Here is an 11,651-nt window from a genome sequence, read left to right as displayed (position 1 = left end):
GGGATTACTCCTTACAATCTGTTGCAGGTTTTTCGGGATCATCCTCGCACATATTCTTTTTCGGTAATTCTCTGACGTACACCTCCTCTTCCGTCTGCACGACGTGAACAGCATACTCGGCGGGACGGATACTTCCCCCGAATTTCTCCGCATATACCTGCGTAAACTCGGCACCAAAGTAAAGTATGGCGGCAGTATAATACACCCAGGTAAGGATCACCACAAGCGAGCCGGCGGCACCGAATGTAGAACCAGTACCTGCCATCTGGAGATAGATTCCTATAAGCACCCGCCCTAACATAAACAAGAGGGCTGTTGCTATCGCCCCTACCCGCACGTCTTTCCAGGAGATTTTAACGTCGGGGAGAAACTTGAATATTATCGCGAATAAGGTGGTAATGATGGTGAATGTCAGGAAGATATTAAATGCCTGCACAAGGAGGACGGTGATTTCTGGGAAGATATTACTAAGCCGTTCGCTCAGGGCAGCAACGATGCCGTTGATCACGAGGGAGACGACCAGCAGAAAGCCAAGACTGATAATCATGGAGAAAGATAAAACCCGGTTTATAAGCAGTTTCTGGAAGCCCTTTTTAGGTTTTGGCCTGACTCGCCAAATGATATTGAGGGTATCTTGTATTTCGGTAAAAATTGCTGTTGCACCTATCATCAGGACAATAATGCTGATGATTAGGGACAGCGTTGAACCACCCGATAAGGCGCTCTTTTCGATAAGTACTTGAATCTGGCTGGCAGCGTCACTACCGACCAGTTGATTGATTTCAGAAAAGAGCTTACCCTGTATAGCTTCCCTTCCATAGAAGATGCTTGCGAGCGATATAATAAGCACCAGAAGCGGGGATAAGGCAAAGATCGTGCTGTAGGCAAGAGAGGCACTATATTTCATGGCTTTGTCCTGGGAAAAGGCGTTAGCCGATCCCAGGATTACTTTCCATAAATCTTTAAAATATTGTTTGTCTAGATGCATAGTCTCGGCTTTTCTTTAAAAGCCGAAATGCAAGGAATTGTTTTAAGGCTCACTACCGATGAGAGATGATCAGCAGGTCGAGATCCTTCGGTAGGATATTAAACCGGTTAGCCAGATCCTGATTGGTAAGATGCCCCTGATAGAGATAAATGGCGTTTCTTACACCCGGTTTCTCCCAGATGACGTTCTTGATACCACCCATCTCGCCAATATCTACCAGTATGGGCGTAAAGATATTGGTTAGCGCATACGTGGCCGTGCGTGCTACCCGGGAAGCGATGTTGGGAACACAGTAATGTATAACGTCGTATTTTCTGAATACCGGATGTGTGTGATTGGTTATACGGGAAGTTTCAAAACAGCCACCCTGATCAATACTTACGTCGATGATCACGGAATTCGGTTTCATTTTACTGACGGTCTCCTCAGAAACCACACATGGACTTCTACCATGGCTGGCGCGGATTGCACCAATCACTACGTCGCAACTGGTGATTGCTTTGTTCAGCACGATAGGTTGGAGAACCGATGTGAAGACACGATTTCCGATATTGTTCTGCAATCTGCGAAGGCGATAAATCGAAGTATCAAAAACCTTTACCTCGGCACCAAGAGCGATAGCTGTACGAGCTGCATACTCAGCAACGGACCCACCACCTAGGATTACCATTTCTGTAGGTGACACACCGGTAATGCCTCCGAGCATCAGTCCCTTTCCATCAAACACATTACTCAAGTACTCGGCCGCAATTAATACGGACGTGGCACCCACTATTTCACTCATGGAGCGGATGACGGAAAGCGAGCCTCCCTCGTCCCGCAGATATTCATAGGAAAGGGCCGTAATTTTCTTCTTCATCATCGCTTCGAGGCTCTCTGCTTTAAGAGATGCCATCTGAAGGGTTGAAAACAGCACCTGAAAGGGCTTCATCATTTCAATTTCTTCAGACGTAGGGGGGCCTATTTTGATGATGATGTCTGCCTTAAAAAGCTCTTTTTTATTGTATTCGATGATAGCGCCCTGCTCACTGTAGTCGCTGTCGGAGAAGTTGGCACCTGTACCCGCTCCCGCTTCAACAACGACCTTATGACCGTTATTTACCAGGACCGCGACGGACAGCGGTGTAAGGGGAATCCGATTTTCCTGAAATGAGCACTCTTTAGGTATTCCTATAAAAAGTGAGTTCTTCCGGCTCTTGGTCTCCATCATTGCTTCCTGCGGTTGCATCATAGCTTGCTTGGCAATGTCAGACAGTTCAGTCATCATAAGGTCTTAAATTGAGCCTAATCTACAAATTCCATCTTATAATCGACTGATTATACCATGCTCTGTATTTCCGCGGTCAAACTTCTTTTATCCCCATCTATCAACTCAAGAGACACTTTGACCACTCTCTGAGGTATGAGGTCAGGTATCTTCTCGGGCCACTCGATGAAGCAATACTGGCCTGAATACAGATAGTCTTCATATCCGAGGTCAAATGCCTCGCTCTGATCCTTCAGCCTGTAAAAGTCAAAATGGTAAACGCTTCCACCAGCGTATTCGTACTCGTTCACAATAGAAAAAGTGGGGCTTGATGTGGTATCTGTGACACCAAGCTGCTCGCACAGCGCCTTAATGAAGGTTGTTTTACCAGCGCCCATCTCTCCATAGAAAAGGAACACCCGCTCCTGAGTTGCAAAAGAAAGAAGCTTCACGGCCGCTCCGGGAAGTTCGTCTAATGCGGAAATTACATGATTCATCATTTATTTCGGACTGTAAGTAATATATGGAACGATCATCTCCTCCAGGGATATGCCTCCATGCTGAAACGTCTCGTTATAGTAGTTCACAAAGTGATTATAGTTATTTGGATATACAAAGTAACTATCTTCTTTTGTAAAGATAAAACTCGAACTTACATGCAGTTTCGGCAGTTGCGCGTCGTGCGGGTTTTTGATATGAAACACTTCCTTGGCATTGAAATTCAAATTCTTTCCCTGCTTATAGCGGAGATTGGTATTCGTATTTCGATCCCCGATAACCTTGCTTGGGTGTTTTACCCGAATCGTTCCGTGATCCGTCGTGATGACGAGCTTGATATTCTTTTGAGAAATTCTCTTCAGCAACTCTAGCAGTGGCGAGTGTTCAAACCAGGATAATGTAAGGGATCTGTAAGCCGCTTCATCATTCGCTAACTCCCTGATCATCGCCATGTCGGTACGGGCATGTGACAGCATATCGACAAAGTTGAATACGACAGCATTGAGTTCATTTCCCATGAGATTATTGAAATTCTCGACAAGCTCTTTACCCTGTTCAAAGGTAAGCACTTTGGTATATGAGTATTTTACGTCTCTCCTCAGCACACGCTGCAGCTGGTCCTTCAGGAACTGGTCTTCGAACAGGTTCTTCCCCCCTTCATCTTCATCATTCTGCCACATGGATGGGAAGCGCTTTTCCATTTCAATTGGCATCAAACCGGAAAAGATAGCGTTTCGGGCATATTGGGTAGCTGTAGGGAGAATACTGAAGTAGGTTTCTTCCTCATCTAGCCGGAAGTGCTCGGTAATGATCGAGTTGATCATTTTCCATTGGTCATACCTCAGATTATCTATTAATACGAAGAAAGTTGGCCTGTTTGGATCCAGAAGAGGGAAGAGTTTCTTTTTTAGAAGTTGGTTGGAAGTAACAGGTCCGCTTTCAGGGTCTTTCAGCCAGTCGAGATAGTTTTTCTCGATAAACTTGCAGAACTGTGCGTTCGCCTCGGCCTTTTGGAGGGTGAGGATTTCATGCATGCCAGCGTCTTCGAGCTTCTCCAGAGACAGCTCCCAGAAGACCAGCTTCTTATATACGTCTGCCCATTCGGCATAACTGAGATTATCATTGAGCGTCATGCCGAGATTCCGGAAATCCTGCTGGTAGGCCATGGATGTCTTTTCACTGACCAGGCGCTTATTATCGATGAGTCTCTTAATGGTCAGCTGTATCTGTTTTGGATTAACCGGCTTGATCAGATAATCATCGATCTTAGATCCGATAGCATCTTCCATCAGATGCTCCTCTTCGTTCTTTGTGATTAAGACTACAGGAACATCGGGATTAATATTTTTTATTTCTGCGAGTGTTTCGAGGCCGGTTAGGCCAGGCATATTTTCGTCGAGAAAAACAATGTCGAAGTATCCGTTTCTGAAAGCATCAAGAGCATCGTTTCCATTTGTTGCTGTCTTGACCGTATAACCTTTATCGTTAAGGAACATGATATGGGGTTTCAACAAATCAATCTCATCATCGGCCCATAGTATGGTGGTTTCCTGCATATTATCTGTGTAAAGTATTTTTTATATTTATTCCAAAAGAATATAACAATAAAAGTGGTTTTTTGTATTCAGGAAAATTAACAATTTTTTGAAAGAGGGAGCATTTATCTTGAATAAGAAAAAAATAATTAACGACCCGGTTTACGGTTTCATAACCATCCCATCTGAGTTAATCTACGACCTGATTGACCATCCATACTTCCAGCGGCTGAGGAACATCAAGCAGTTAGGAATGACTCATCTGGTCTATCCGGGAGCTGTCCATACCCGCTTCCACCATGCCCTGGGAGCGATGCATCTGATGAGCATGGCTATCGAGACACTGAAAAGCAAAGGACACACCATTACCGAAGAAGAGGAAGAAGCAGTAACCATCGCCATTCTTCTTCATGACGTTGGACATGGGCCTTATTCCCATGCGCTTGAGAATACCATTGTGAGCGGAATTTCGCACGAGGATATTTCTATCCTGCTGATGAATAACCTGAACCGGCAGTTCAACAACCGTCTGGATCTGGCGATTCAGATATTTAAAGGATCTTACGCTAAGCCGTTTCTGCACCAGCTTGTTTCGGGACAGCTTGATACGGACCGGATGGACTACCTGAACAGGGACAGCTTCTTTACGGGCGTATCGGAAGGGATTATCGGTTTTGACCGGATTATTAAGATGCTTAATGTATATAACGGACACCTGGTGGTGGAGGAGAAGGGAATATATTCTATAGAAAAGTTCCTGGTTGCTCGCCGAATCATGTACTGGCAGGTTTATCTGCATAAAACAGCTGTAGCTGCAGAGCACCTTTTGGTTAACATTCTCAGACGGGCAAAAGAGCTGGTCAATAACGGGCATGAACTTTTTGCCACACCAAGCTTTCACCATTTCCTTACGAATACGATTACTAAAGAAGATTTCATTCACGACGACATCCATGTCAGGAATTTCACCTGTCTGGATGATCACGATATTTTCACCTCTGTAAAGGTGTGGACCACGGGCAAGGATAAGATCTTATCGCATCTCTGCAGATACCTACTATCGAGGTCACTTTACAAAATAGAAGTAAGTCCCGAAGCATTCGATGCTGCCCGGGTTGATGATCTGAAGCAACAGGCCGTAAGCTTACTGGACATTGATATTGCCGATGTTGACTATTTCGTATTTACTGATACGATTACGAACCATGCCTATAAGATGAACGATGAGAGCATCAATATCCTGATGAAAAACGGGACGACCCGGGACATCACCCTTGCTTCTGACAATTCCTTGCTGGAGGGGCTCTCGAGAACTGTGAAGAAGCATATCCTTTGCTACACAAAAGAGTTAAATAAGCTTAAATAGTGCCTCATAATTCTTTAACTAAGGGATAATTTTCAAATTTGATCATAAATTAATAAGATATAACTTTGTCCGATGCAATTTACTGCCCAACAGATTGGAATATTACTTGATGGAAGTGTGGATGGAAATCCGGAAGACACAGTAAATCAGCTGGCTAAGATCGAGGACGCACAAAGCGGCTCCCTGTCTTTTTTAGCGAATCCGAAATATGAACATTTTATCTATCAGACGAATGCTTCTATTGTCATCGTAAATAAAGACTTTGTGCCGACGGCGCCGATAAAATCCACATTGATTCGGGTAGAAAATGCATATACGGCATTTTCGCTGTTACTTCAGCAATACAATACCATCAAGCTTAATAAAAAGGGCATTGAGGAGCCGAGCTATATTCATCCATCCGCAAAGATCGGGAAGGATGTTTATATAGGCGCTTTCGCTTACATCGGGGCTGATGTTGTTCTGGGAGACAATTCAAAAATATACCCACATGTCTATTTAGGTGACAACTCATCTGTAGGTTCCGATTGCACCCTCTTCTCGGGAGTAAAAATTTACCACGATTGCAAAGTAGGCTCGAACGTCATTATCCATTCAGGATCCGTTATCGGAAGTGACGGATTTGGATTTGCGCCACTTGATGACGGCAGTTACAGCAAGATCAGTCAGATTGGAAATGTAGTGATCGAAGATGATGTGGAGATCGGCTCAAACACCTCGATCGACCGCGCGACTATGGGATCTACCGTTATCCAGAAAGGCGTTAAGCTAGACAACTTGATCCAGATTGCCCATAACGTGGAGATCGGCCCAAATACAGTCATTGCCTCACAAGCTGGCATATCAGGAAGTACGAAGATCGGCGGACAGTCTATTATAGGTGGTCAGGTTGGAGTGGTAGGCCACATCAGCATTGCTAAAGGGTCCCAGGTTCAGGCACAATCCGGCATAAACCGGGCAATTGTAGAAGAGGGTAAGAAGTGGGCGGGAAGTCCGGCCACGACATTTAACAGCCAGATGAGGGCCCAGGTTATCTTTAACCGACTTCCGGATCTGGAGAAAAAAATTGAAGAGTTAGAAAGAAAACTAAAAGAATTTACAAATAAATAACTGATACACATGCATCAGGCCATGAACGTTAAACAAAGAACTATTAAAAGCGCGGTTACCGTTTCCGGAACGGGATTGCATACGGGACAACCGGTAAACATGACTTTCAACCCTGCGCCTGAAAACCATGGTTATAAGTTCAGAAGAATCGACATTGAAGGACAGCCGATCATTGATGCCGATGTTGACAACGTAACGGATACATCAAGAGGGACAACAATCTCTCAAAACGGCGCTAGCGTAAGCACTATTGAACACGTTCTGGCAGCACTTGTGGGACTTGAAGTTGATAACGTTCTGATTGATCTGGATGGTCCGGAGACACCGATTATGGATGGCAGCTCAATTCACTTCATTGATTCACTGGAAGAAGCAGGATTTGTTGAGCAGAGCGCAGAACGCGAATACTACCACATTCCTTATAATATACATTACACAGAGCCTGACCGTAAGGTAGAGATGGTTGCCATGCCGGTTGACGACGATTACAGACTGACCTGTATGATCGATTACAACTCTCCGATTCTGGGGAGCCAGCATGCGGCAATTACCAGCATATCGGAGTTCAAGAAAGAGATTAGTTCAAGCAGAACTTTTTGCTTTCTTCATGAGCTTGAGGCATTGCTCGACCATAACCTCATTAAGGGCGGAGATCTGAACAACGCGATTGTGGTCGTTGACAAAGAGGTAAGCAAGGAAGAGCTGAAGCATCTGGCCAAGTTGTTTAACCGCGAGGATATCGATGTTGCAAGGGAGGGAATTCTGAACAATATCGAGTTAAGGCATCAGAATGAACCCGCGAGGCATAAGCTGCTGGACATGATCGGTGACCTTGCCCTGGTAGGTGTTCCTCTGAGAGGCCATATCATGGCTGCCAGACCTGGTCATGCCGCCAATATCGCTTTTGGAAAGAAGATCAAGGCACAGATCAAGAAAGAAAGAAAGAAGTCGCAGTATAAGCCATACGACCCTGGAGCAACACCGCTGTACGATACCGTTGAGATTATGAAAATCTTGCCGCACAGACAGCCTATGCTGATGATTGACAGGATTATGGAGTTAACCAAGACCCATGTCGTTGGCGTGAAGAATGTAACGATGAATGAAGATATCTTCAGGGGACACTTCCCTGGAAGCCCTTTATTTCCCGGCGTGTTACAGATCGAAGCCATGGCTCAAACAGGTGGAATCCTCGTATTGAGTACTGTTCCTGATCCTCAGAACTGGTTAACTCTGTTCCTTAAAATCGAGAATGCGCGCTTCAAAGCTCCCGTTACTCCAGGAGACGTGATTGTATTCAGATGCGATCTGATCAGTCCGATAAGACGAGGTATCGCCCAGATGAAAGGGGTTGGATTTGTTGGTGAGAAAGTTGTTGTAGAGGCCGAATTAATGGCACAAATAGTAAAAGTTAAAAACGAAGAAGAATGATCCAACCGTTAGCATATATACATCCACAGGCAAAGATTGCCGATAATGTTGTTATTGAACCATTTGTAACCATTCATAAGAATGTAGAGATTGGTGAGGGTACCTGGATAGGTCCGAATGTAACCATTATGGATGGAGCAAGAATAGGCAAGAACTGCCGTATCTTTCCTGGTGCAGTAATCTCTGCGATCCCCCAGGACCTGAAATATAACGGAGAAGAGACAACCGCAGAGATTGGAGATAATACCACCATCCGTGAATGCGTAACGATCAACAAAGGCACGAAGGACAAGTGGAAGACTGTTATCGGCAAAAACTGTTTGATTCAGGCATATTGCCATATTGCCCATGATTGCGTGGTAGGAGACAACTGTATCTTTTCAAACAGCACGACCCTGGCGGGCCACATCACCATTGGCGACTATGTTGTTCTAGCTGGTCTGGTAGCTATTCATCAGTTCTGCAAGGTAGGCTCTCACGCGTTTATCACAGGAGGTTCTCTTGTAAGAAAGGACGTTCCTCCCTATGTGAAGGCAGCCCGCGAACCTCTTTCTTACGTAGGTATCAACTCGGTTGGTTTACGCAGAAGAGGTTATTCATCTGATCAGATTAATGAGATACAGGATATCTACAGAACATTATTTGTTAGAAAATACAATATCGGATCAGCTCTGGACATCATTGAGGCAGAACATCAGCCAACAGAGATCAGAGACGAGATTCTTGACTTCATCAGAAACTCAAACCGCGGTATAATGAAAGGTTTTACCGGGGCATAACGCCATGCGAAAAGAGCCGGTCTTATTATAATGGAAATCAAACTGGATAATATTGGCCGGCGCTTTAACCGCGAATGGATCTTCGAAGGAGTAAACTATACATTTCAAAAGAATACATCGTACGCGATACTGGGACACAATGGTTCCGGCAAATCCACTTTTCTGCAGGTTGTGGCAGGAAGCCTGAGCCCATCGGCGGGGGCTATATCCTGCAACCTGAAAGGAAAAAGCGTTGATATGGAGCACATGTATCAGCATGTTTCCATCGCAGCACCCTATCTGGAGCTAATAGAAGAAATGAGTCTCCGCGAATTACTCAAGTTCCATTTTCACTTTAAAAAACCGCTTCAACAACTATCCGTTGAACAAATCATTGCGCTTCTAGGCTTTGAAAGGTCTGCTGCAAAACCGGTTAAGTATTTCTCGTCGGGGATGAAGCAAAGAACTAAACTGGCCCTGGCATTATGTTCTGACACACCATTGGTGATGTTAGATGAACCGGCGTCCAATCTTGACTCTGCGGGGGTTACCTGGTACAGGGAGATGATCAGCCAATTTGGAAAAGACAGGACATTGATCGTATGTTCGAATCAGGAGTATGAATATGATTTCTGCCAGGAAAAGCTCCTTATCACCGATTACAAAAGAAGCAGGTGACCTGAATTATCCAGATGCAAATCAGCCTGCGATTATACAGTATTTCTGAAAAACTATATCTTTGTCGCTTTAAAAAAGACATATATGGCAAAGGCTTCTGATATCAAAAATGGCAATATATTGCGCTTCAATGGTGAACTGATTGCAGTGGAAGAGTTTATTCACCGCACGCCGGGCAACCTTCGCGCATTTTACCAGGCCAGAATGCGGAACGTTAAAACCGGAAAGTTAGTAGAGTACCGATTCCGTACAGATGAAGAGGTTGAAATCTGCCGCGTTGAGACGAGTAACTACCAATATTTGTATTCTGATGGTGAATTTTTCGTTGTGATGGATAACAATACCTTCGAGCAGCACAATATTCCAAAAATGTTGTTTGGTGATGCCGCTAAGTTCCTGAAAGAAGGAATGAATGTGATTGTTGCATTTGAAAGCGATGAGCCTATTATGGGTCAGGCACCAACAAGTGTAGAGCTGGAGATCACGTATACTGAACCTGCAGTGAAAGGCGATACATCTACAAACGCACTCAAATATGCAACCGTTGAGACCGGTGTAGAGATTAAAGTGCCTCTATTCATCAATCAGGGCGAGAAAGTCCGCGTAGATACACGTACAGGTGAGTATATTGAACGGGTAAAATAGATAACTACATAAAATATAAAGGCTTTACAATGTAAGGCCTTTTTTATTTGTACGGAAGATGGATAAGAAAGAACTTAGAAAGGCTTATATGAAAAGTCGGCAAGCGCTTCATGCCGGCGAACTTGAGGATTTGAGCACTCGCATCGCCTCTAATTTCTTTTCTCTGGATCTTCATGCCGTTCGTTACCTGCATCTTTATTACCCTATAGCAGGCAAACAGGAAATCGACAGTCTCTTAATCAGCAACAGGCTGCGTAAAGACTACCGGCATATACAACTCGTGTTACCTAAGAGTGATCTTACAAACTGCACACTGAAGCATATCTGCTGGGAAGAGTCAACCCCACTAGCAATGAACGAATGGGGAATAACAGAACCCGGGAACGGACGGGAAATAAGTCCTGAGTTGATTGACCTGATCGTTATTCCTTTGCTGGCGTGCGATAAAGAGGGTAACCGCCTGGGCTATGGGAAAGGGTTTTATGACCGTTTTCTGACTTCGTGCCGTCCGGAAGCATTAAAAGTCGGCCTTTCTTATTTTGAGCCCCAGGAGTCCATCATTGCTCATGAATCACACGATATCCCGCTTGACATTTGTATAACACCTGATCGGATATGGAACTTTAAACATCCAACTCTACAAGGACCGGGCAATGATCTGAATGAGTAGCCATATTCAGAATTGACGATCTTCTGAGGGAGGAACGCAGTCCCTCGCTTACGAGGTTATAGTCAATGCGCCAGCCTAAGTTCTTTCCGCGTGCACCTGCCCTGTAACTCCACCATGTATAATGATGAGGATCTTCATTGAAGTGCCTGAACGAGTCGATAAATCCAGAGTTGATAAAGTTCTCCATCCATTCTCTTTCAGCAGGTAAAAATCCCGAGGAATTAGCATTTGATTTGGGATTGTGTATGTCTATCGGCCTGTGACAGATGTTATAATCTCCTGAAATGATCAAGTTGGGGTATTCCTTCTTTAGCTTGTCGACATAGATCTGAAAATCATCTAAGAACCGGTATTTGAATGCTTGTCTTAAATCGCCGCTTGAACCCGAAGGAAAGTAGGTGCTCATGACAGAAAAGCCGTCAAAGTCGGCCCGCAAAACCCTACCTTCAAAATCATAATCACACTCTCCACACCCGTATTCTACATGTTTGGGGGTAATCTTGGTCAAGATAGCTGTCCCGCTATATCCTTTTTTTTGAGCTGGATACCAATAGTGCTCATAGCCCAATACTTCAAGCAGAGGCAGAATAGACTGTAACTGGTCTGGAGACGCTTTTATTTCCTGAAGGCAAACGATATCAGGGTTAGCAGCCTGTAACCAGTCTATCCAGCTTTTGCTAACGGCAGAACGAATCCCGTTAACGTTATATGTAATAAGTTTCATTT

At 44.5% G+C, this 11,651-nt stretch carries 12 protein-coding genes; 7 read left to right on the top strand and 5 right to left on the bottom strand.

Translation table 11 applies throughout. The annotated features are described in order from the left end of the window. Positions 1–4 precede the first annotated feature (4 nt). Genes ACO1NU_RS10535 through porX form a run of 4 tightly spaced genes read right to left on the bottom strand, consistent with a single transcriptional unit; the run spans position 5 to position 4,288 of the window. Complete coding sequence (locus tag ACO1NU_RS10535; RefSeq protein ID WP_448818435.1) at positions 5–988, bottom strand: YihY/virulence factor BrkB family protein; 984 nt, start codon at positions 986–988, stop codon at positions 5–7. Between the two features lie 52 nt (positions 989–1,040). Continuing rightward, on the bottom strand, positions 1,041–2,252 hold the full coding sequence (locus ACO1NU_RS10530) for an alanine dehydrogenase (RefSeq protein ID WP_448818587.1): 1,212 nt from the start codon (positions 2,250–2,252) through the stop codon (positions 1,041–1,043). Positions 2,253–2,305: 53 nt separating this feature from the next. Beyond that, positions 2,306–2,734 carry a tRNA (adenosine(37)-N6)-threonylcarbamoyltransferase complex ATPase subunit type 1 TsaE gene (gene tsaE, locus ACO1NU_RS10525; RefSeq protein ID WP_448818434.1) on the bottom strand — a complete coding sequence of 143 codons (429 nt, stop codon included), beginning with the start codon at positions 2,732–2,734 and terminating at the stop codon, positions 2,306–2,308. Continuing rightward, the gene (porX, locus tag ACO1NU_RS10520; RefSeq protein WP_448818433.1) at positions 2,735–4,288 is read right to left on the bottom strand and encodes a T9SS response regulator signal transducer PorX; all 1,554 of its coding nucleotides are present in this window, start codon (positions 4,286–4,288) and stop codon (positions 2,735–2,737) included. Between the two features lie 109 nt (positions 4,289–4,397). Between porX and ACO1NU_RS10515 the strand changes: the two genes are divergently transcribed. The 7 genes from ACO1NU_RS10515 (at position 4,398) to ACO1NU_RS10485 (ending at position 10,925) form a co-directional block, all read left to right on the top strand. After that, positions 4,398–5,633 carry an HD domain-containing protein gene (locus tag ACO1NU_RS10515; RefSeq protein WP_448818432.1) on the top strand — a complete coding sequence of 412 codons (1,236 nt, stop codon included), beginning with the start codon at positions 4,398–4,400 and terminating at the stop codon, positions 5,631–5,633. Between the two features lie 72 nt (positions 5,634–5,705). After that, on the top strand, positions 5,706–6,743 hold the full coding sequence (lpxD, locus tag ACO1NU_RS10510) for a UDP-3-O-(3-hydroxymyristoyl)glucosamine N-acyltransferase (RefSeq protein ID WP_448818431.1): 1,038 nt from the start codon (positions 5,706–5,708) through the stop codon (positions 6,741–6,743). A 21-nt stretch (positions 6,744–6,764) separates the two neighbouring features. After that, on the top strand, positions 6,765–8,174 hold the full coding sequence (locus ACO1NU_RS10505; protein WP_448818430.1) for a bifunctional UDP-3-O-[3-hydroxymyristoyl] N-acetylglucosamine deacetylase/3-hydroxyacyl-ACP dehydratase: 1,410 nt from the start codon (positions 6,765–6,767) through the stop codon (positions 8,172–8,174). Further along, a complete protein-coding gene (gene lpxA / locus ACO1NU_RS10500; protein ID WP_448818429.1) occupies positions 8,171–8,953 on the top strand; it encodes an acyl-ACP--UDP-N-acetylglucosamine O-acyltransferase in 783 nt (260 codons plus the stop codon). Before ACO1NU_RS10505 ends, lpxA begins: the two co-directional genes overlap by 4 nt. Positions 8,954–8,983: 30 nt before the next feature. Further along, positions 8,984–9,610 (top strand): ABC transporter ATP-binding protein, encoded by a 627-nt coding sequence (locus tag ACO1NU_RS10495; RefSeq protein ID WP_448818428.1) that lies wholly within the window; start codon positions 8,984–8,986, stop codon positions 9,608–9,610. An 84-nt stretch (positions 9,611–9,694) separates the two neighbouring features. Further along, positions 9,695–10,255 carry an elongation factor P gene (gene efp / locus ACO1NU_RS10490; RefSeq protein ID WP_448818427.1) on the top strand — a complete coding sequence of 187 codons (561 nt, stop codon included), beginning with the start codon at positions 9,695–9,697 and terminating at the stop codon, positions 10,253–10,255. Between the two features lie 58 nt (positions 10,256–10,313). After that, entirely contained in the window at positions 10,314–10,925 is a 612-nt protein-coding gene (locus tag ACO1NU_RS10485) for a 5-formyltetrahydrofolate cyclo-ligase (protein WP_448818426.1), read from the top strand. Here ACO1NU_RS10485 and ACO1NU_RS10480 read toward each other — a convergent pair. Next, entirely contained in the window at positions 10,879–11,649 is a 771-nt protein-coding gene (locus ACO1NU_RS10480; protein ID WP_448818425.1) for an exodeoxyribonuclease III, read from the bottom strand. The two genes, ACO1NU_RS10485 and ACO1NU_RS10480, sit on opposite strands and share 47 nt — an antisense overlap. Positions 11,650–11,651 lie beyond the last annotated feature (2 nt).

The organism is Arcticibacter sp. (assembly GCF_053551015.1).
Note: the sequence above shows the minus strand (reverse complement) of the source record. Positions and strands in the feature narration are given on the sequence as shown.

Coding starts and splice junctions, on each gene's coding strand:
- ACO1NU_RS10535 (WP_448818435.1), bottom strand. CDS start 988: ATGCATCTAGACAAACAATATTTTAAAGATTTATGGAAAGTAATCCTG.
- ACO1NU_RS10530 (WP_448818587.1), bottom strand. CDS start 2,252: ATGACTGAACTGTCTGACATTGCCAAGCAAGCTATGATGCAACCGCAG.
- tsaE (WP_448818434.1), bottom strand. CDS start 2,734: ATGATGAATCATGTAATTTCCGCATTAGACGAACTTCCCGGAGCGGCC.
- porX (WP_448818433.1), bottom strand. CDS start 4,288: ATGCAGGAAACCACCATACTATGGGCCGATGATGAGATTGATTTGTTG.
- lpxD (WP_448818431.1), top strand. CDS start 5,706: ATGCAATTTACTGCCCAACAGATTGGAATATTACTTGATGGAAGTGTG.
- ACO1NU_RS10505 (WP_448818430.1), top strand. CDS start 6,765: ATGAACGTTAAACAAAGAACTATTAAAAGCGCGGTTACCGTTTCCGGA.
- lpxA (WP_448818429.1), top strand. CDS start 8,171: ATGATCCAACCGTTAGCATATATACATCCACAGGCAAAGATTGCCGAT.
- ACO1NU_RS10495 (WP_448818428.1), top strand. CDS start 8,984: ATGGAAATCAAACTGGATAATATTGGCCGGCGCTTTAACCGCGAATGG.
- efp (WP_448818427.1), top strand. CDS start 9,695: ATGGCAAAGGCTTCTGATATCAAAAATGGCAATATATTGCGCTTCAAT.
- ACO1NU_RS10485 (WP_448818426.1), top strand. CDS start 10,314: ATGGATAAGAAAGAACTTAGAAAGGCTTATATGAAAAGTCGGCAAGCG.
- ACO1NU_RS10480 (WP_448818425.1), bottom strand. CDS start 11,649: ATGAAACTTATTACATATAACGTTAACGGGATTCGTTCTGCCGTTAGC.